The following is a 20,519-nucleotide window of genomic DNA, read 5'->3' as shown; positions in this document are numbered from 1 at the left end:
ATGGGCAAGAAAAAAACTTCAAAAGCATGGGTTCATCAGCATATTAATGACCCTTACGTCAAATTGGCACAACAGAAGGGGTACAGAGCACGTGCCGCTTTTAAATTAATCGAAATTCTTGAGACTGAGAATCTGTTGCGACCGGGCAACATCGTTGTTGATTTAGGGGCAGCTCCTGGCAGTTGGTCGCAGGTTGCACGAGAACGCATGGTCGAATCAGGCGGAGTGATCAATGGGCGTATCATTTCGCTTGATCTACTTGAAATGGAACCAATTGAAGGCGTAGAGTTCATACAAGGAGACTTCCGTGATGACGAGGTCCTACGAAAACTGGAAAATTTACTGGATGGACGAAAAGTCGACCTTGTAATTTCGGATATGGCCCCCAATCTATCAGGTGTGGCTGCCGCCGATTCAGCACGTATGTCTCACGTCTGTGAGCTTGCACTTGAATTTGCGCTAAGTCACTTAAGACCCGAAGGTGCATTAATCGTTAAAGCCTTTCATGGCAGTGGATTCTCTCAAATCGTGAAGTCTTTTAAAGGTCATTTTCATCGTGTCGCCACGCGCAAACCCAAAGCGTCACGAGATCGGTCCGCAGAGACTTTTTTAGTAGCACGTGATTTAAAGGCTTAGTTAGTGTTTAGACGGCCTTTTTATCAGGTAGAATGGCGGATACGGCTTCTGTTCAGGTGTATGTAAGTTTAAAAACTGAACAGTTAAAGAAACAGCAGGAGGTTGGCGTTGAACAACTCATTTTCAAAAGTCGCAATCTGGATGGTTATTGCGCTTGTCCTATTTACTGTATTTAAGCAGTTTGATGGGCAACCAGTAGCGTCAGATGGCGTCACTTATACTCAGTTCATGAACGATGCCCGTGCGGGCCGTGTGAACAAAGTCGATATTCAGGGCGATACTTTGCACGTAACGCCTGATTCCGGCCGCACCTATACGCTAACGTCACCGGGTGACCTTTGGATGGTTCCAGAGCTCGTGAAATCGGGTGTGGAAGTGTCAGGTAAAGCACGCGAAGAGCCCTCATTCTTGGCTAGCATTTTCGTGTCATGGTTCCCCATGCTGTTGCTGATCGGCGTATGGATCTTCTTCATGCGTCAAATGCAGGGCGGTGGTAAGGGCGGTGCATTTAGTTTTGGTAAGTCTCGGGCTCGTATGCTTGATGAAAACACCAATCCGGTCACTTTTGCTGACGTCGCTGGTTGCGATGAAGCCAAAGAAGACGTGCAAGAACTGGTGGACTTCCTTCGCGACCCGACTCGCTTTCAGCGTTTAGGTGGTCGTATCCCCCGTGGTGTATTAATGGTGGGTTCACCTGGTACAGGTAAAACCTTGCTAGCGCGAGCGATCGCGGGCGAAGCCAAAGTGCCGTTTTTCAGTATTTCTGGCTCTGATTTCGTTGAGATGTTCGTTGGTGTTGGTGCCGCTCGTGTCCGTGACATGTTCGAGAACGCCAAAAAACATGCGCCATGTATCATTTTCATTGATGAAATTGATGCAGTGGGTCGCCAACGGGGTGCTGGTTTAGGCGGTGGTAACGACGAGCGCGAACAAACGCTTAATCAACTACTCGTCGAGATGGACGGGTTTGAAACCGGCCAAGGCGTATTGGTTGTCGCAGCCACTAACCGTCCTGACGTGCTAGATCCCGCTTTGTTGCGTCCAGGCCGCTTTGACCGTCAGGTAGTTGTTGGTTTGCCTGATATTCGTGGTCGCGAGCAAATTCTACATGTACACATGCGTAAAGTGCCTTTGGCGGCGAACGTTGATGCCAAAGTATTAGCGCGTGGTACACCGGGCTTCTCAGGAGCTGATTTAGCCAACTTGGTCAACGAGGCTGCGCTATTTGCTGCACGTCGTAATGGACGTACCGTGGATATGCAGGATTTCGAAAAGGCCAAAGATAAAATCATCATGGGTGCAGAGCGACGCACCATCATCATGCCTGAGGAAGAGCGTAAAAATACGGCTTATCACGAGTCAGGTCACGCTTTAGTAGCTCGCCTCTTACCTAAGACCGATCCGGTTCATAAGGTAACGATTATTCCGCGTGGGCGCGCTTTGGGTGTCACCATGCAATTGCCCGAACAAGATCGTTACAGTATGGATAAAAACCATCTGCTTAATATGATCGCTGTGTTGTTCGGTGGCCGTATTGCTGAAGAAGTGTTCATGAATCAAATGACAACGGGCGCTTCTAATGACTTCGAGCGTGCAACACAAATAGCTCGCGATATCGTGACGCGTTACGGTATGACAGACTCCTTAGGTCCAGTGGTTTACGCTGAAAATGAAGGCGAAGTCTTTTTAGGTCGCAGCGTTACGAAAACGACGAATGTTTCAGAAGCAACGATGCAAAAAGTTGATATGGAAATTCGTAAGATCATTGACGAGCAGTATCACATCGCACGTACTCTTATTGAAGATAACGCCGATAAGATGCATGCAATGGCGAATGCGTTGCTCGAGTGGGAAACCATTGATGCAGAGCAAATCGAAGATATTATGCAGGGCCGTGAGCCGCGTCCACCCAAAGATTTGAGTGATAAAGGCAATGGTGGTAAGTCTGACAGCACGCCTCCAGCAACAGGCGCTAGCCCTACTGGCGATAGTTCTACTGCAACCACCCCTGTTTAATTTTTATTCTTTACTATTCCATGACTAAAACATGGCAGTGCGGGCGCTTCGAGCTAAGTCTCGAGCGCCCGTTATTGATGGGCATCGTCAATGTGACGCCCGATTCTTTTTCTGATGGTAACCAGCACTTCAATCACGAGCAGGCCTTAGCGCATGCTCGTCGTCTTATAGACGAAGGGGCAGATATCCTTGATATTGGGGGAGAGTCTACTCGCCCCGGAGCCGAGCCGGTTAGCATTGCCGAAGAACTACGTCGTGTATTGCCTTTGATCGAAGCGCTGCGCGATGACAATATTCCGTTGTCCATTGATACCTTCAAACCCGAGGTCATGGTCGAGGTGATTAACGCTGGGGCCGATATCATCAATGACATCGCTGGTTTGCGTAGCGATGCCGCGGTGCAAGCTGTTGCTAAATCGAATGTGGGACTGTGCGTGATGCACATGCAAGGAGAGCCCAAAACGATGCAGCAGGCGCCTTGCTATACTGATGTGCTTGCCGAGGTACGCGACTTTCTTATGCTGCAAGTGAATCGCTTGAAGCAGGCGGGTGTGGTGTCCGAGCGTATCATGCTTGATCCGGGGTTGGGCTTTGGTAAAACCGTGGCACAAAATTACAGCTTATTACGCGAGTTTAATCGCTTAGGTGTAGAGTCTATGCCTTGGTTAATTGGTTTGTCGCGTAAGTCCATGATTGGGCATCTTGTTAACCGCGCACCTTCCGAGCGTGTTGCGGGTAGTCTTGCCGGAATGTTAGCGGCGGTACACCATGGTGCTAGTGTGGTTCGTGTGCATGATGTAGCACAGTCATTCGACGCGCTGAAAGTTTGGATGGCGGTTGAAAACGGAGTTTCTGAATGAGCAAACGCAAGTATTTTGGTACGGATGGAATACGTGGTGAAGTGGGTGGGGCAACCATCAATGCAGAGTTCGCTTTACGTTTAGGCTATGCCGCAGGACGAGTGCTAAGCAAAGATACGCGTGGGGGCAATCGGCCAACGGTGGTCATTGGAAAAGACACGCGAATTTCCGGCTATATGCTGGAGTCAGCTCTGGAAGCTGGGCTGTCTGCAGCAGGTGTGGATGTGTTGCTTGCAGGGCCAGTTCCGACGCCGGCCGTCGCTTACCTGACACGTACCTTGCGGTTAACGGCCGGCATTGTTATTAGTGCCTCCCATAACCCATATCAAGATAATGGCATCAAGTTTTTCTCTGCGCAGGGGATGAAGCTGCCGGATGAGGTCGAGCTTGAAATAGAACAGGCAATCGACCTACCCGTTCAGTGCGTAGCCTCGGATAAACTGGGTAGAGCGCGACGCTTACAAGACTCGGTTGGTCGCTATATTGAATTCTGCAAAAGTACCTTTCCTAACGATTTAGATCTTGCCGGGCTAAAAATCGTTGTGGATGCCGCTCACGGGGCCGCTTACCACATTGCTCCGCATGTTTTCCGAGAGCTAGGTGCTGAAGTGTTTGCCATTGGCTGCGAGCCCGATGGCTTCAACATTAATGACGGTGTCGGGGCGATGTATCCTGAGCACCTTCTTAAGGTGGTTCAAGAGCGCGGCGCTGATATCGGTATTGCACTGGATGGTGACGCAGACCGACTGCAGATGGTAGATAGCGATGGTAAGTTATATAACGGCGACGAATTGCTATATATGATTGTTCGGGATCGCATGCTAACCCGTCACGTCAAAGGTGTAGTGGGTACGTTGATGACCAACTACGGGCTTGAAAAGCGGCTGCAAGAATTAGGGGTTTCTTTTTCGCGTGCTGACGTGGGCGACCGGTATGTGCTTGAGCAGTTGCTGCAGCGAGGATGGTTATTCGGTGGTGAAAGCTCTGGGCATTTGCTATGTCTGGATTACCACACGACGGGCGACGGCATTATCGCAGCGCTTCAAATATTAACGGCGTTGCGTCACGGTAATTGTCGCTTGTCTGATTTGGTGGGTGACTTAAAAATGTACCCACAGAAGATGGTGAACGTGGCGTGGGAGACCGGTAAAGACTGGCGTCTACATAGCGGGCTTAATAAAGCCAAAGCCGATGTTGAGGCGAAGCTGGGGGATCGAGGCCGTGTGTTAATTCGGGCTTCAGGCACCGAGCCTAAGTTACGACTCATGGTCGAGGCAGAAACGTTAGCGCTAACAGAAGAAGGCATTCAGCAGCTATTAGCGGTAGACGTCACATAATCGTCATGTGGCCATCAAAAACTTGAAACATCGGCATGGGATGATGTTGAAAAGTTTTTGGAGGCCATAATGCTACAACTTAGCTCCACATCAACCCACGCTAAAGTATTGCAGTCCGTTTGGCACTCTCCTGTTGCCAACGGACTGCAATTGCGTTTAGCGCAAACAAAAAAAGAATTAAAAGCGGTTCAGCGTTTACGTTTCAAGATTTTTTCTGAAGAAATGAATGCTGTTTTTCCGCATAGCCATACAGGGCTTGATATCGACCGTTTTGACGAATGGTGCGATCACTTTATGGTTGTGGATAAAGAAAAAGACAAAGTGGTTGGTACGTATCGGTTTTTAAGCCCTGAGAATGCTCGCTTAGCCAATGAGTATTACTCAGAGTCAGAGTTTGATTTAAGCCCTTTGTCAGGGATAAGGGATCAGCTTGTCGAGGTCGGACGCTCTTGCATACACCCGAAGTACAGAACCGGTGCTGTCATAATGCTGCTGTGGGCAGGTATTGCAGATTTAATGCGGCATGGCGGATATCGTTATCTGTTAGGCTGTGCAAGTGTTAGCTTGCGTGATGATGGGGTTACGGCAGCGAAAGTGTGGCGTGAAGCCCAAGCGTTGGAAGGGAAAGCGGTGGACCTTCCGAGGCTGACACCGCTGCATCGATACCCAGTGGAGAAGTTAAATAGCCGTTTGCCCGCTAAGATTCCTCCGTTAATTAAAGGTTACTTAAACTTGGGCGCAGCGATTTGTGGTGAACCCGCATGGGATCCAGATTTCAACACGGCTGATTTTCCGATTTTATTAGACTTACAGCAGTTAGATCCGCGCTATAAGCGGCATTTTGGCTTTGAATAAGTAACGACTCAGGGTAGTGTGGCTGTGCGAAGGGGTTAGCGTCGCACGGCAGTGATTGTTACCGTTAGGGTATCAATCACACGATAGGGCTTGTGACAAGAGACTCGACGTTGGCACTGCTTTTAAGCTTTAAGTCGAAATCGGTTTGTAACCATTGCTCTTGCTCGGTTTGTAGAGTGAATTTTGATAAGGGACGTGATGCAAACCACGCTTTATCATAGTGAATAACGACCTTCTTTTCGCCCACTTGTAACCGTATGGGTAAGACATCAAGGTCTTCACGTCTACGCATCAACATCACCGCTAAACGCAAGCAAAGCAGCGTTAACCATTCGTTGCGTTCTGCCGGCCTATCTTCTAGTTTCGTTAGTTTGCCTTGGTGGCCCAAACTTAAAAATGACAATAATGCTTGGTCATCTTTAGAGAAGCCGGGCATATCGGCATGCTCAAGCACATAGGCGGTGTGTTTATGGTAATCGTTATGTGCGATGCTTAAACCGACTTCGTGTAAGTCACAGGCCCAGCCTAAGGCGCGCTCTAATTCGTGACTTTCTGAGTCGTCCTTAAGGCTCAATTGTTTGAATAAGGTGAGTGCTGCCGTTTTTACACGTAAGGATTGGCGTGTATCAAGCTGGTAGCGTTTGCTAAGCTGCAGTGCGGTTTCTTCGCGCTTATCTCGTTCAGAGTCGCGGCCAAGCAAATCGTACAGTACCCCAACGCGTAGTGCCCCTTCGCCCGGTAGCATGACACTGATTTTAAGTTCTTGAAACGCCGCAATCATGATGGCAAGGCCAGCCGCCAACACGGGAGCTCGATGCGGTTTGACGTTCTTTAGCTCGGTTAAGTTAACGTGTTTATCTCGAATCAGTTTGGCTTTAAGTCGTTGCATGCCCTCAAGAGTAAGGCCGCGTTTAGACATGTCGTTAGCCTGTAAGATAGCGATGAGGCCCTTAGCTGTGCCGGATGAGCCGAAAGCTTCTTGCCATCCCGTTTTACGGTATTGACGTGAAATCCCCTCTAGTTCGCTACGGGCAGCCAAAATCGCCTTTTGCATGCGACTTTCGGTAATGTCACCATCGCTAAAGAAGCGATCGGTGTAGCTAACACAACCCATATACAACGACGAAAGCAGAAGCGGTTGAAAACCACGTCCAATAATGACCTCTGTCGAGCCCCCACCGATGTCTATCATAAGACGACGATTGGTTGAGGGTGGAAGTTCGTTGCTAATGCCAGAAAAAATTAGCCGAGCTTCTTCGTAGCCTGAGATGATTTCAATGGGAAAACCAAGAGCCGCTTCCGCGGCTTCTAACAGTTGCTTCTGATTTTTCGCGACCCTGAAAGTGTTCGTTGCAACCGCTCGAACCCGATTGGGATGGAACCCCTCGATGCGCTCATGAAAACGTTTAAGCACATCAACAGCACGATTAATGGCGTCGAGGCTAATTTTCTTATCTGGGCCCATGCCTGACGCTAAACGCACCGACTCGTTTAACCGGTCGATCGCATAGATTTGCGCATGGCCGTTATGCTGTTCGACGCGTCCTACCGAAAGCCGGAAGCTGTTAGAACCCAAGTCTACCGCTGCTAGTAGTTGTTCCATTCGTGCTAAGTTATGTAATGATTGTCATGTAATTATACGTTTAAGTAACCGCAAATGCTGCATTCGCCTAACAGGCGTAATAAGCTGCAATAAAAGAGGAACGCGCCGTATCTTTTTAGAGAACTTCGTGGCTTTTCACTAAATAGTAAAATTTGACGTGTATAAGTCTAACCATATCAATCACCCACTGTAATTTCATTATGCTGCCTTCTGCCGACGCTGTATTTATTAATCGAGAGCTTTCCCTGTTGAAGTTTAATGAGCGTGTGATGGCGATGGCCGACAATCCTGACATCCCTCTGCTGGAACGCTTACGTTATCTCTGCATTGTGAGTTCGAATCTGGACGAGTTTTTCGAGATACGGGTGTCTAGCTTGAAAGAGCAGATGCTGCAGAATCCGGCTGCCGTGGACGACGATGGCTACACACCAGGAGAAGCTTTTCATAAGGTACAGCTGGCGACTCAGAAGCTTGTGGCTAAACAGAACAAGCTATTAGTGCATCATGTGTTGCCCGAGCTTATGGAAGAAGGGATCGGCTTATTGATTCCAAGAAACTGGACGGATGAGTTACGTGCTTGGGCCTACGAATTGTTCTTACGAGAGGTGTTGCCGTTATTGACACCCATCGGCCTTGATCCCGCGCACCCGTTTCCCCGCGTATATAACAAAAGTTTGAACTTCATCATTGAGCTCACGGGCAATGATGCTTTTGGACGGGCGGCGTCGATTGCCATTGTGCAAGCGCCACGTACCTTGCCGCGACTTATGAAAGTGCCGGCGGATATCGCAGGCATTCCGCATGGCTATGTGTTGTTAAGCGCATTGATTAGTATTTTTGCTAATGATTTGTTTCCGGGTATGCAGGTAAAAGGGGTGTATCAGTGGCGCGTAACGCGTAACAGTGATTTGTTTGTGGATGAAGAAGAGGTCACTAATTTACGTCAAGCGTTGCAGGGTGAGTTATCACAGCGAAATTTCGGAGCGGGCGTGCGTTTGGAAATCGACTTGTCGGCCCCTGCACATTTAGCGGAGTTTTTGCAGCGCGAGTTTCAGCTAGGTGAGGTCGATACCTATCGCGTTTTAGGCCCCGTGAACCTATCAAGGTTATCGCGACTTTGTGATGCGCCTGATCGTCCCAATCTGCTGTTCCCTGTCTACCACGCACCTATTCCAGCACCGTTTAAAAAGGTTATAGAAAGCCCAGCTCGCTTATTTAGCGCTATCGCTAAGTCGGATCAATTGCTGCACCATCCCTACGAGTCTTTTCAGCCAGTACTCAGTTTTTTACGTGCGGCAGCGCAAGATCCTAATGTTGTGGCTATCAAGCAGACCATTTATCGAACCGGCGAAGACTCTGAGTTGATGAGTATTTTGCTCATGGCTGCACGGGCAGGTAAAGAGGTCACCGTTGTGGTCGAGCTGATGGCTCGTTTTGACGAACAGACCAACATTAATTGGGCTGCACGGCTAGAAGAGGTGGGGGCCCATGTTAGTTACGGTGTGGTGGGGCATAAGACCCATGCAAAGATGGCGCTTGTACTGCGTAGAGAGCGTGGTGAAATTCGGCGTTACGGCCATCTGGGTACGGGCAATTATCATCCTCGCACAGCGACACTCTATGAAGACTTTGGTCTTATCACTGCTGACCGCAGTATTTGTGATGATATGGACAAGGTGTTCGCGCAACTAACGGGACTGGGTGCCCAACGCCACTTAAAAGTATTATTGCAATCGCCTTTTACCTTGCATGACACTATGATCGCTCGTATTCGTACTGAGCAGTTAAATGCCGAGGCAGGTAAAAAGGCCAGAATCATGGCCAAAATGAATTCGTTGCTAGAGCCCAAGATCATTCGTGCCTTGTATGAAGCCAGTCAGGCGGGCGTTAAGATCAATTTAATTGTGCGAGGCATCTGTGCGCTGCGGGCCGGAGTTCCTGGGCTGTCTGAAAATATTCAGGTGCGCTCAATTGTTGGACGCTTTCTTGAGCATGCTCGCGTATTTTATTTTTACAACGGCGGGGAAGAAAACGTGTATTTGTCCTCAGCCGATTGGATGGATCGAAACTTTTTCAGGCGCGTCGAGTTAGGCGTCCCTGTGTTGGACCCTAAATTGAAGAAAAGAGTGATCGCTGAGTCGTTCACCTACGCGCTACGAGATAACCAATTGGCGTGGCGTGCGCTTCCGAACGGAAACTACGTAAAGGTAAGAGGACGAAGTAAGCCGGTGAATTTGCATAAGCTGCTCATGGAGAAGCTTGGGTCTGAGGCAGCAAATGTAAAATAAAACACGTCGTGTCACGAACGTGTAATATTTGAACTTTACTATAACGTCACATACAGGAAATTACCTGTTTCACGAATATCATATTGAGGGTGTTTTTGATGCTGAAACATATGTTCTCTAAAGTGGCTGTTGGTTTTGCTTTTGGTGCAGCAGCTTTGTCCGTTCAAGCGGTTAATATCACAGGCGCAGGCGCTTCGTTCCCATACCCTATTTACGCTAAATGGGCTGCTACATACCACGAAGAGACAGGTAAACAGGTTAACTACCAGTCAATTGGTTCGGGTGGTGGTCAACAGCAAATTATTGCTAAAACCGTAGATTTCGGTGCTTCCGATGACCCAATGACTAACGAAGCACTTGATAAAGACAACTTGCTTCAGTTCCCAGCCATTATTGGTGGAACCGTACCTGTCGTGAACATCGACGGGATCAAACCTGGCGAGTTGCGTTTGTCTGGCGATGTGATTGCTGACATCTACTTGGCGAAAATTACAAAGTGGGATGACGAAGCGATTAAAGCGCTTAACCCAGACCTAGATCTTCCTTCTAACTCTATCGTAGTGGTACACCGTTCAGACGGCTCCGGTACAACATTCGGTTGGACGAACTACTTGTCTAAAGTGTCAGCCGATTGGAAAGAAACTGTAGGTGAAGGTAAAGCTGTTCGCTGGCCTACAGGTCAGGGTGGTAAGGGTAACGAAGGTGTAGCGGCGTATGTTCGTCAGCTAAAAGACTCCATCGGTTACGTTGAGTACGCTTATGCGAAGCAAAACAACTTGTCATGGACACAGTTGCGTAATAAAGACGGTAATTTCGTGCAACCCTCACAAGAAACGTTTGCTGCAGCCGCTGCGAATGCCGATTGGGAAGGTACTCCAGGTATGGGCGTGATTCTGACTGAAGAAGCTGGTGCTGACTCCTGGCCTGTTACTTCAGCGTCCTTTATCCTTGTGCATAAAGCACAGGACAAGCCTGCGAACGCACTAGCCACACTTAACTTCTTTAACTGGGCGTTCGAGAACGGCGCTGAACAAGCCGCCGAACTTGACTACGTTGCAATGCCTAAAGAAGTTACTGACAAGATCAAAGAGATCTGGACTGCTGAGATCAAAGATAACGACGGCAACGCGATTTGGAAGTAAGCTGACGTTTACTGACTTAGTAAGTCATGCAACATAAGGGTATATAAACCACCCTTTATAACGGGACGGTACCATCAAGCTAGGTGGTTCCGTCCTTGTTATGTGACAATTATGCTTTTGTGTTTTTGTGCAAGCTACCTACACTGAACACATTTCACGCTGAATTTGGTCTACTCCCAAGACGCTGTTATGAAACAATCCCGGAATGTCTTATTTGACGTCATCTTTAAGAACGTAACTCGCAGTTTTGCGTTCTTTGTCTTTATTTTATTGGCTGCTATTACCATATCGCTTGTGTACGGTAGCCGGGAATCTATTGTCGGTAATGGATTCGCCTTTCTTTGGACTAACGACTGGGATCCGGTGCGTAACAACTATGGGGCGTTAGTGCCGATTTTTGGTACCTTGGTCACCTCGTTAATAGCACTTCTTATTGCTGTTCCAGTGTCCTTTGGTATTGCGATGTTCTTAACCGAGCTATCGCCTGTTTGGTTGCGTAGGCCCTTAGGCACTGCGATTGAAATGCTAGCCGCCATCCCCTCTATTATTTACGGGATGTGGGGCTTGTTTGTTTTTGTGCCGCTGTTTCAGCGTTACATTCAGCCTAACGTTATTTCCTTTTTCGAAGGGGTGCCGTTTCTCGAGCAGGTTTTTGCCGGGCCTCCGTTTGGTATCGGGGTGTTTACCGCTGGACTGATTCTCTCGATCATGGTCATGCCGTTTATTACGGCGGTGATGCGTGATGTGTTCGAACTGGTTCCACCGCTGCTTAAAGAATCCGCGTACGGCTTAGGTAGTACGACGTGGGAAGTGACATGGAAAGTGGTGCTGCCCTACACCAAGAACGGTGTAATTGGTGGAATTATGTTGGGCTTAGGTCGGGCCTTAGGTGAGACCATGGCAGTGACGTTTGTTATCGGTAATGCCTTTAATCTACCCAACTCAATCTTTGCACCCTCTAACTCTATTGCCTCGGCGCTGGCTAACGAGTTTAACGAAGCCGGTGGCATGCAGAAGGCAGCCTTGCTCGAGTTAGGTTTGATTCTGTTCCTGATTACCACTTTGGTGCTCGCAATATCTAAACTTTTACTGCTTCGTTTATCGAAGGGTGAAGGTACTAAATCTTAAGGCGAGCAATCATTATGACTGTATTGAAATCCTCTGTATTGAACGCCGACAATTCGGTTTATAAGCGGCGCAATTTGATTAATAGGACCATGCTGTCCTTGTCCTCAATAGCCTTGGTGTTTGGTTTGTTTTGGCTGTTTTGGATTATTTTTACCTTGTTGGTGAAAGGGGCGGACGCTTTATCGTTTACGCTCTTTATTGAACCAACTCCTCCGCCCGGAGGAGACGGTGGCTTGCTGAACGCCATATTAGGTAGCTTCATGATGGCCGGTGTGGGTACCTTAATCGGTACACCAATAGGGGTATTAGCAGGTACTTACTTAGCCGAGTTTGGACAACGAGGCTGGTTAGCGCCTGCCACACGTTTTCTAAATGACGTGTTACTGTCGGCCCCGTCTATTGTTATCGGTTTGTTTATTTACGCTGTGTATGTGGCTCAGGTCGGACATTACTCAGGTTGGGCTGGTGCTTTTGCACTCGCTATTCTGGTTATTCCTGTCGTGGTGCGCTCAACTGATAATATGTTGCAGCTGGTCCCCAATAGCTTACGCGAGGCCGCTGCTGCGTTAGGAAGCCCGCAATGGCGTATCGTTATCTTTATTAGTTACCGTGCGGCTCGTTCCGGCATTATTACCGGTGTGTTGTTGGCCATTGCAAGAATTACCGGTGAAACGGCACCTCTGCTATTTACCGCGCTAAATAATCAGTTTATGTCCTTGAACATGAACTCACCGATGGCAAACTTGCCCGTTGTTATTTTCCAGTACGCGGCGAGCCCCTTTGAAGATTGGAACCGTTTGGCGTGGGCCGGCGCTGTGTTAATTACCTTGTTCGTTCTGGGTATTAATATTGTTGCCCGCATGCTGTTCCGCAATAAATAAATATGGAGTCCTCCATGTCTGGATTAGACAACGCATTACAACCCACACTCGCGCCTGAGCGTACCAAGCTTGAAGTTAAAGACCTCAATTTCTACTACGGTAACTTTCACGCCTTAAAAAACGTGAATATGTCGATTAAAGAAAACAAAGTTACCGCTTTTATTGGGCCGTCAGGCTGCGGTAAATCGACATTGTTGCGCACCTTTAATCGCATGTTTGAGCTTTATCCAGGGCAGCGAGCAGAAGGTCAAATTTTGCTCGATAACGAAGATTTGTTAAGCTCAAAGCTTGATATTTCATTAATACGGGCGAAAGTAGGGATGGTGTTTCAGAAGCCCACTCCTTTCCCCATGAGTATTTATGACAACATTGCTTTCGGTGTGCGTTTGTTCGAGAAAATGAGCAAAGGTGAAATGGATGAGCGAGTCGAGTGGGCCTTGACCAAGGCAGCGCTTTGGAACGAAGTGAAAGACAAGCTCAATCAAAGCGGTAACGGTTTGTCAGGTGGTCAGCAGCAGCGTTTGTGTATTGCTCGAGGTGTCGCCATTAAGCCTGAAGTGCTGTTACTTGACGAGCCATGCTCAGCCTTGGACCCTATATCCACAGCAAAAATTGAAGAATTGATTGCTGAATTGAAAACGGACTATACCGTCGTTATTGTCACGCATAACATGCAGCAAGCTGCCCGTTGTTCTGACTACACGGCTTATATGTACCTTGGCGAGCTCATGGAGTACGGCGAAACGGATCAGATTTTCGTGAAGCCCGCACGCAAAGAAACCGAAGACTACATTACAGGTCGCTTTGGTTAATTAGCGCTCTAGCATTGCTTGGTGCTGATGAAACAGCCCTCTGTTAGTGAAGCTACTAACAGAGGGCTGTTTTAATTCCACCTACCGCCAGCACCGCCTAAGCTGTAACGACCTGCACCCAGTAGCGCAATGCATAAGCCACCGCATAGGAAAAGGGCTTGCAGTTCTATTTGCCAACCACCCGTACTGTTGAGACGGTACAGTTCCGCACTGTGTACAAGCCAAATCGCCACTGTCATATTTAAAGCTATAAGCATGCCGCCTAAGCGACTGTATAGGCCGATCGCGACAAGTACAGGGGCGATCACTTCAGTAAGGTATACACCCCAAGCCAAGAAGTGCGGGAAGCCTTTACTGACAACCAGACTTTCTATTCCGCTTACACCGTGTGATAACTTTTGAATACCATGTAAGAGTAGTAGGGCTCCGATGCAAAGGCGTAACAGCAGTTTGCCGAGATCATCAAGCGTAGCGTTGGACACGGACTTCCCTCATAAGGTAAATAGGGTAATGATCTACCCTGTTTATTGGAATATTGGCTCAGCGCTATTATAGTGGTTAAGGCTGGCCTGACAGCGAGATTCTCTATCGCGTTTTATTCACCCGCTTGTTTTGGTAGTAGGAGTGTTTTAAATGACCGAGTTTGCAGAGGTTTTTCAAGATTTAGCCCCAACGGGCGAGCTACGAGTCGCCATCAACTACGGAAACCCGGTACTGGCCCAACGTAACGCTAGCGACGGTTCGCCAGCAGGGGTGTCTGCTGATCTAGCAAGGGAAGCTGCTCGGCGTTTAGGGGTAGTGCCGCGCTTTATTAGTTATGATGCGGCGGGGAAAGTATTTGAGGGTTTAGCCCATAATGCGTGGGATGTGGCTTTCATGGCGGTAGATCCATTACGTGCCGAAAAAATTAATTTTACCCAGCCCTATGTGCTGATCGAGGGTACCTATTTGGTGGCTGAGTCATCGGCTTTCGATCGTGTAGAAAGCTTGGATCAACCTAACAGCCGTATCGCCGTAGGTAAAGGGGCCGCGTACGACTTATTTCTTAGTCGACACCTGAAGCACGCCAGCATCGAGCGTGCAGCCACGTCCGCCAGTGCCATTACCTTATTTATTGATAAGCATCTGGATGCGGCTGCCGGCGTGCGTCAGCCCTTAACAGCATTCGCTGCTGCCAATCCGGGTTATCGCGTTCTTAGTGATCACTTTACGGCGATTCAACAAGCGATTGCGATTCCTAAAGGCCGAGACACAGCACATCAGTGGTTCGAAGCCTTTATCCAAGAAATGAAAGCCAGTGGTTTTGTGCAAGAGTCTTTAGCGCGTAGCAACCAGTCGCTGGATACAGCAGCCCCGTAGATTCTTGCCGCTTTTCTCTCTCTGCAGCCGCGAATAACATCGCGGCTTTTTCGTGTCTATTTATCGTCTTAATCGTTTTTGCGCCTGACAGATTTGCTAACGCTCTTTAAGTCAATCTTTACGTTTGTCGCTGGTCGAGCGTGCTAGTGTGCAAGGGTGGGGCGGTTGGTCTTTACGTTATCAGAACTCGAGCTTGGAGAAATCACATGTTGATGAATGTGTTTGGGTTTGAGCTGGGGCCACTGGAGATGATGTTGCGGGGTACCATCGTCTATTGGTTTTTCTTTATCAGCACCCGAGTAGTGGGTCGGCGCGAATTAAGTTCAATTAGCGTTGCTGATCTGTTGATTGTGTTTTTGGTGGCTGATGCTGCAGGGGATGCAATGACGGGCGGCTCAGAATCGCTTACTGATGGGTTAATTGTTGTAGCGACAATTATTTTCTGGGGGGCGTGTATTGATCGCCTTAATTACTTTTTTCCGGCGTTGGAGGAAAAGCTATCGCCCCGAAAACGTTGCATTATTAAAAACCATCAATTGCAACGACGTGTGATGCGCGAGCAATACATTACGCTTGAAGAGCTCAAAAGCGAAATGCGGCTAAAAGGGATTGAGGCATTAAGTGATGTGGAAACTGCGTATGTAGAACCATCAGGTGAAATTAGTTTCTTCACCAAATAAAAAAGAGCTTATGCTGCAAAGCATAAACTCTTAATTTAGTGTTTTTGGTCGGGGCGATAGGATTCGAACCTACGACCCTCTGGTCCCAAACCAGATGCGCTACCAGGCTGCGCTACGCCCCGAACAAAGAAAAGATAGTAGCATGTATTGTTTGGCTAATGCAAGTGTTTTCGAGTTCGGCGCTTAGCTAAAAAACAAAGCGCCGATGAAATGCTACGCAACCCAAGTGTTTATGGAACGAAAGCTAAACCGAAGCGTACTTGGGGCTCGCTTTTATGACGGTAGCCTAATAAGGTTTCACCGTAGCCTCGATAGTACTGAGCATAGAGATAACCGTTCATATTCAAGGGTGTACGATTCAGGGGCCATGAAATGTCCAGTTGTGTACTATTACGGCCTTTGTCACCATGGCGATACAGTGCGGCTAAACGTAAGCCGTTATCCTGTGCCCAGCTTAATCGCCAATCTACATTCCCCACATAATCGCGATAGTCTGGGTTTTCATCGTAAGCAAAATATTGCTTATAGCGCGGCGCAAACGTTAAGGTACTGCCACCCACAAAGCGATAGTTAAATTCAGGTTGAATATAAACGTCGTTTAACGAACGTGAGTCGTCGCCGCTTTTGCCGTTAGATAAATGCTCGACCCCGATGTTCAAACCGATAAATTTGCGACGATCCGCCGAACTCAACAGTGCGTCTTGTCGCCAAAAAATGCTGGGGTTGTAGGTGGTATCGACAAAGGGCATAGAGTCCGAGCTTAAGTCCCAAATGGCGGTTTGGGTGTAGCCCATGTATAAGTTTTGCCAAAAACGCGTATCAGTAATGTCTTGCGGGGTAAAGAGACGGTATTTGAAGCTGATCTGGAAGCGAGCGTTTCGCTCAGGACGATTGCCCACGACAAAATAAATCGGATCGTGGGCAGAAATTGCATTTCTAAAGTTCTCGAACGCCGTTGGTGCTGGTCGAGTTGTTGGCGCTTGGGCCACTGCAGGGCCAAAACTGGGCGAGGCGCCGGCCGCCTGAATGCGGCTATCTTTTAACGCAGGGTCACGGGTTTCGTCAGGGGCTGCTGCGCCGGCATCAACGACGGGGGCGTTCGCTAAGGTTGATGCGATAAGGCTGGGGCTTTGGTTGTTAATATCCAAAGCAAAAAGATCAGGAGCCCCCTCGATGCTCACAGCATGTACGCCAGTAAGGCCCGTTGGCACCACGGCTTTCCAATTAAAAACCACAAAGTTGTTAACCGGAACACTGACCGTGTTCGTATTGCCTTCAATCTGGGCCAAGCTGCGTAGCGCATCACCTTCGGTATTTCGCCACTGCATGACTAAATCGTTAGGGGGCGTCCAGGTGAGCTCGTTGCTACCATCATTGAAAAGAATAGCGCGCACAGTAACGGTTTCGCCCGACGCTGCTTGGTTCTCAATTAATGAATAGCTGATACCGGCGTAGCTGGACGCACTGAATAGCAGTCCCATTCCCATGGCAAGTTGGCTTAAAAACTTCTTGGTACGACGCTGTCTACTCATTGACGCATTCTCGGAGTCGGCTTTTATAAGATAGTATGGACTGTATCATTGCTACCCAAGTCAGCCCTGTAAGCACTTGTTTATATGGACTATGTGTTGTGTCTTCGCCATAAAAAACAGAATCGTGATACGGGGCAACGAACAGGGGCTAAGCCTTGTCTTGCGTATAAAAGATGGCCTGTTTGCACCTAATTTATTTCTACACGCTATAATGGCAAGCTTCTTATGGATTTCACTCTTTGGAATCTAAAGCGTCCATAGCTCAGCTGGATAGAGCACTCGCCTTCTAAGCGAGCGGCCGCAGGTTCGAATCCTGCTGGACGCGCCACCCCCCGCCTTTGCTCTCGCTCTTATAAATAGGGGCTTGCTAGCCAAATAATACGATTTCGTAATCGCTTTCTGAACGGGATCGCTGTTAATTCTTCCAAGGTAACGGCTTCAGCGTGCTCGATCTCTTGATCGATTAAGTTGGCGACGGTACGTGCCGTGTCTCGGCTGTATATTTCAAGGTCTAACTCAAAATTTAAACGTAAGCTTCGGGGGTCTAAATTGGATGAACCGACATAGCTCCATACGTCGTCCACGGTAATGAGTTTTGAGTGATTGAAGTTTCCTGTAGCGCGCCATACGCGGCAGCCGCTTCGAAGCACTTGGTCCATCTGCGCCGTCATGGCGTAATCGACCAAGCGTAAATTATTCTTTTTAGGGATGACGATGTCGACCTGTATGCCCCGTCGGGCTGCAGTATTGATTGCCCCCATCAACACTTGGTCCGGTAGAAAATAGGGCGATTGAATGCGTATGTGGCGTCTGGCCACGGCAAACGCGCCTTGCAGCATGTGATGATTACTGCCAATAAAGCGATCTGGCCCTGAGCGTATGCAGCGTGCGGGAACGTGTGGCTCGGGTGGCGACCAGGATGTGGCGCACCAGCGTTCAAAGGGAAGCGCTTCTTTGGTGGTGAATTCCCAGTCGTGTGCAAAAGCTGAAAAAAGCTGTAATACCGCAGGGCCCTCTATGCTGAAGTGTGTGTCTTTGGTGGTGTGTTCTTGTGCAAACTCGCTTAAAAAACTTTGGCGTATATTCATGCCGCCCGTAAAACCGATTACGCCGTCAATAATCAGTATTTTTCGGTGACTACGTAAATTAGCGTAAGGCATACGTATGCCAAATGGATTGGTCATAAACCGCGCATGCACAATTTTGTGCTTACGTAACAACCGAATGATTGAAGGTCTTGAGTATTTTGAGCCTATCGCATCAATTAGCACACGAATTTCTACACCGCGCGCTTGGGCGTTGGCCAACGCTTCGACCATGCGTAAACCAATTTTGTCATTGTCGAAAATATAAGATTGCATCGCGATGTGTTTGGTGGCTTTTGCGATGGCTTCCAGCATGGCGGGGTAGCATTGGTCGCCACCAGAAAGAACCTTGACGTGATTTCCCCCTCGTAGCTGAAAACGACTTACGCGGTCACCTAGAATGTGTAGCGAGCGAAATTGCGGCCCAGCGATATCTTTGATGTCGGAAATAGGTGGGTTTGGATAGGTGGCAAATTGTTTGAAGGTCTTGTCGCGTAACTCGGTAATATGGCTTCGTCGAACGCGGTTGATGCCAGCGATAAGATAAAAAATGGGGCCTAGCAAAGGGGACATCATGATGACACCCACCCAACCGATGGCAGCACGCACATCATTTTTGGTCATGGCGGCATGAATGGCCGCCGAGGCACCAATTAAAATACTAAACGCGAAGGCGATATGGGGCCAATACTCTGCAAGAACGGCGTGTAGATGTCGTAGCGTGTCGCTCATTTGGCGAGTGGTTCAGTGGTTGAGTTCGAGGCGTCGCTATCAGGTCGGTAGCATAGGCTTTCATGCCACTGCGGGTTGGGTTCGCCTTGAAAGGCAAAGCGTTGGGCTCGAGAGTTCGCCCGCCAGATGCCGCCTCCAACACCGATGATCGGGGTAGTGCTATACCAATACCACTTCCCGTCGGCATCTTGAGCCGCCCAGTTCCACCCCAATGGGGCCTCTTCCCACTTTAACTTACCGTTGCTCATAAATGGTAATGCCTGATCAAGAAAACACCTAACGTAGCTTCTAAGGTTAAAAGAAACTCGTCGTGAAAGCTAGGCGAAATGGTCTAGGTTTGGGGTAGAGAGCAAATGGAAGCTGGGTTCATCGATTTTACAGCCATCGCTTAGTACATATGCGCGACTGAGTTCATTTTTTAACTGACGGACATTACCGGGCCACGGCTTGTTTTGTAGGTAATCTAGCGCTTCGGTTGTGAGTGTTTTGGCTTCCCCAAACTCAGTACCTAATTGCATTAAGAAATGATCAACAAGCAACGGTATATCGTCACGCCGTTCATGTAACGAGGGTACATATAAAGGAAGTACGGCCAAACGGTAATATAAGTCTAAGCGTAGTTTTCGCTCGGCTAAGGCGTGTTCGGGCTTTACGTTGGTGGCCGCTACAACTCGGGCCTTAGCGTGCAGTTTTTCGGCGCCACCGACCCGATAGAACTCGCCGTTTTCCAGAACGCGAAGCAATCGTACTTGTAGCGCTGCCTCCATTTCAGTAATTTCATCAAGAAATAGGGTTCCATCTTGGGTCTGCTCAAACACACCAGCGTGTTGTTGGTCTGCGCCGGTGAATGAGCCTTTCTCGTGACCAAAAAGGGCGCTCTCTACCAGTGTTTCAGGGATCGCACCACAATTCACGGCGACGTAGGGTTTGTTGAAGCGGGGGCTTAGTTCGTGCACGGCTTTGGCAATTAGTTCTTTGCCGGTACCGCTTTCACCAATTAATAATACGCTAAGGCTGGTATGCGCGACTTTTTGGATTTGTTGTTTTAGATGCTGCATGGCAGCGGAATCACCGCATAGGTGGTCCAGCGCGGATTCACTTTTGGGTAGTGCATCGGGTTCAGTCAGAAGCGAGTCTAACTGTTGAGAAATGACATCAACGTCAAGGTACAGCGTATGACAGCCATAAGCCTGAAACTCAGCGCGTATGGTCGTGGGCCACGACGAGCTAAACACCAACCAGATGCTAAGCCTTTGGTCTGTCAACGCGAAAAGCTCGACGTGATGAGCGTAAATTAACTCTTTGCTGGCCAAGATAACGGCAGGCGAACACCGTTCTATTTTTATCTTGGCTTCGTCAGGTGTTGGCGAGCTGATCGCAGAATAGCCCATCCTTTGAGCGACCTGAGTCAGTTTTTTTCGAGTCTGAGTATCTTGCTCTATGATCAAAAGTGTAGGCACGGCGTAACCTTGATTCTTAAATCCAGCATTAATAATCAACGACTTACTGTTTAGCATAGACGTTTTAATGAATGTGGGACGTAACAACAAATAAGCTAATGATGGTTATTTGT

Annotated in this window: 18 protein-coding genes and 2 tRNA genes; 13 read left to right on the top strand and 7 right to left on the bottom strand. The window is 48.5% G+C overall.

Annotated elements, in window-relative coordinates; all coding sequences use genetic code 11:
• The 5 genes from AC2UZI_RS11130 to AC2UZI_RS11110 all read left to right on the top strand — a co-directional run bounded on the left by AC2UZI_RS11130 (position 1) and on the right by AC2UZI_RS11110 (position 5,704).
• Complete coding sequence (locus AC2UZI_RS11130; protein ID WP_486943936.1) at positions 1–636, top strand: RlmE family RNA methyltransferase; 636 nt, start codon at positions 1–3, stop codon at positions 634–636.
• Positions 637–744: 108 nt separating this feature from the next.
• Positions 745–2,652 (top strand): ATP-dependent zinc metalloprotease FtsH, encoded by a 1,908-nt coding sequence (ftsH, locus tag AC2UZI_RS11125; RefSeq protein ID WP_486943935.1) that lies wholly within the window; start codon positions 745–747, stop codon positions 2,650–2,652.
• Between the two features lie 20 nt (positions 2,653–2,672).
• Positions 2,673–3,512, top strand: coding sequence for a dihydropteroate synthase (gene folP, locus AC2UZI_RS11120; protein WP_486943934.1), 840 nt, complete (start codon positions 2,673–2,675; stop codon positions 3,510–3,512).
• On the top strand, positions 3,509–4,849 hold the full coding sequence (gene glmM, locus AC2UZI_RS11115; RefSeq protein ID WP_486943933.1) for a phosphoglucosamine mutase: 1,341 nt from the start codon (positions 3,509–3,511) through the stop codon (positions 4,847–4,849). Before folP ends, glmM begins: the two co-directional genes overlap by 4 nt.
• A gap of 69 nt (positions 4,850–4,918) precedes the next feature.
• Positions 4,919–5,704 carry a GNAT family N-acetyltransferase gene (locus AC2UZI_RS11110; RefSeq protein ID WP_486943932.1) on the top strand — a complete coding sequence of 262 codons (786 nt, stop codon included), beginning with the start codon at positions 4,919–4,921 and terminating at the stop codon, positions 5,702–5,704.
• Between the two features lie 76 nt (positions 5,705–5,780).
• Here the strand turns inward: AC2UZI_RS11110 and AC2UZI_RS11105 are convergent, their stop codons facing one another.
• Positions 5,781–7,307 carry a Ppx/GppA phosphatase family protein gene (locus AC2UZI_RS11105; protein ID WP_486943931.1) on the bottom strand — a complete coding sequence of 509 codons (1,527 nt, stop codon included), beginning with the start codon at positions 7,305–7,307 and terminating at the stop codon, positions 5,781–5,783.
• A 200-nt stretch (positions 7,308–7,507) separates the two neighbouring features.
• Here AC2UZI_RS11105 and ppk1 point away from each other — a divergent pair, with 200 nt between their 5' ends.
• From ppk1 to pstB, 5 genes are all read left to right on the top strand, one after another.
• A complete protein-coding gene (gene ppk1 / locus AC2UZI_RS11100; protein WP_486943930.1) occupies positions 7,508–9,595 on the top strand; it encodes a polyphosphate kinase 1 in 2,088 nt (695 codons plus the stop codon).
• 98 nt (positions 9,596–9,693) lie between these two features.
• Positions 9,694–10,737, top strand: a complete 1,044-nt coding sequence (pstS, locus tag AC2UZI_RS11095; RefSeq protein ID WP_486943929.1) for a phosphate ABC transporter substrate-binding protein PstS — start codon at positions 9,694–9,696, stop codon at positions 10,735–10,737.
• 189 nt (positions 10,738–10,926) lie between these two features.
• Positions 10,927–11,865, top strand: coding sequence for a phosphate ABC transporter permease subunit PstC (gene pstC / locus AC2UZI_RS11090; protein ID WP_486943928.1), 939 nt, complete (start codon positions 10,927–10,929; stop codon positions 11,863–11,865).
• Between the two features lie 14 nt (positions 11,866–11,879).
• Positions 11,880–12,746, top strand: coding sequence for a phosphate ABC transporter permease PstA (gene pstA, locus AC2UZI_RS11085; RefSeq protein WP_486943927.1), 867 nt, complete (start codon positions 11,880–11,882; stop codon positions 12,744–12,746).
• 14 nt (positions 12,747–12,760) lie between these two features.
• A complete protein-coding gene (gene pstB / locus AC2UZI_RS11080; RefSeq protein ID WP_486943926.1) occupies positions 12,761–13,558 on the top strand; it encodes a phosphate ABC transporter ATP-binding protein PstB in 798 nt (265 codons plus the stop codon).
• A 71-nt stretch (positions 13,559–13,629) separates the two neighbouring features.
• Here the strand turns inward: pstB and AC2UZI_RS11075 are convergent, their stop codons facing one another.
• Positions 13,630–14,040: a DoxX family protein gene (locus AC2UZI_RS11075; protein ID WP_486943925.1), complete on the bottom strand. Its 411-nt coding sequence runs from the start codon at positions 14,038–14,040 to the stop codon at positions 13,630–13,632.
• A gap of 151 nt (positions 14,041–14,191) precedes the next feature.
• Between AC2UZI_RS11075 and AC2UZI_RS11070 the strand changes: the two genes are divergently transcribed.
• A complete protein-coding gene (locus AC2UZI_RS11070; protein WP_486943924.1) occupies positions 14,192–14,917 on the top strand; it encodes an ABC transporter substrate-binding protein in 726 nt (241 codons plus the stop codon).
• Between the two features lie 206 nt (positions 14,918–15,123).
• Complete coding sequence (locus AC2UZI_RS11065; protein ID WP_486943923.1) at positions 15,124–15,597, top strand: DUF421 domain-containing protein; 474 nt, start codon at positions 15,124–15,126, stop codon at positions 15,595–15,597.
• Positions 15,598–15,642: 45 nt separating this feature from the next.
• On the opposite strand, the gene AC2UZI_RS11060 is transcribed toward AC2UZI_RS11065, so the two are convergent.
• Positions 15,643–15,719 (bottom strand) — tRNA-Pro (locus tag AC2UZI_RS11060).
• Between the two features lie 108 nt (positions 15,720–15,827).
• Complete coding sequence (locus tag AC2UZI_RS11055; protein WP_486943922.1) at positions 15,828–17,129, bottom strand: phospholipase A; 1,302 nt, start codon at positions 17,127–17,129, stop codon at positions 15,828–15,830.
• A 251-nt stretch (positions 17,130–17,380) separates the two neighbouring features.
• Between AC2UZI_RS11055 and AC2UZI_RS11050 the strand changes: the two genes are divergently transcribed.
• Positions 17,381–17,457 (top strand) — tRNA-Arg (locus AC2UZI_RS11050).
• Between the two features lie 22 nt (positions 17,458–17,479).
• On the opposite strand, the gene cls is transcribed toward AC2UZI_RS11050, so the two are convergent.
• The 3 genes from cls to AC2UZI_RS11035 form a co-directional block, all read right to left on the bottom strand.
• Entirely contained in the window at positions 17,480–18,946 is a 1,467-nt protein-coding gene (gene cls, locus AC2UZI_RS11045) for a cardiolipin synthase (RefSeq protein ID WP_486943921.1), read from the bottom strand.
• The gene (locus AC2UZI_RS11040; RefSeq protein ID WP_486943920.1) at positions 18,943–19,194 is read right to left on the bottom strand and encodes a hypothetical protein; all 252 of its coding nucleotides are present in this window, start codon (positions 19,192–19,194) and stop codon (positions 18,943–18,945) included. Before AC2UZI_RS11040 ends, cls begins: the two co-directional genes overlap by 4 nt.
• Positions 19,195–19,263: 69 nt before the next feature.
• Positions 19,264–20,406 carry a sigma 54-interacting transcriptional regulator gene (locus AC2UZI_RS11035; protein ID WP_486943919.1) on the bottom strand — a complete coding sequence of 381 codons (1,143 nt, stop codon included), beginning with the start codon at positions 20,404–20,406 and terminating at the stop codon, positions 19,264–19,266.
• Positions 20,407–20,519 lie beyond the last annotated feature (113 nt).

The organism is Paenalcaligenes sp. DL 463, assembly GCF_057475185.1.
The sequence above is the reverse complement of the archived record's forward strand: the minus strand, read 5'-3'. Positions and strand labels throughout refer to the sequence as shown.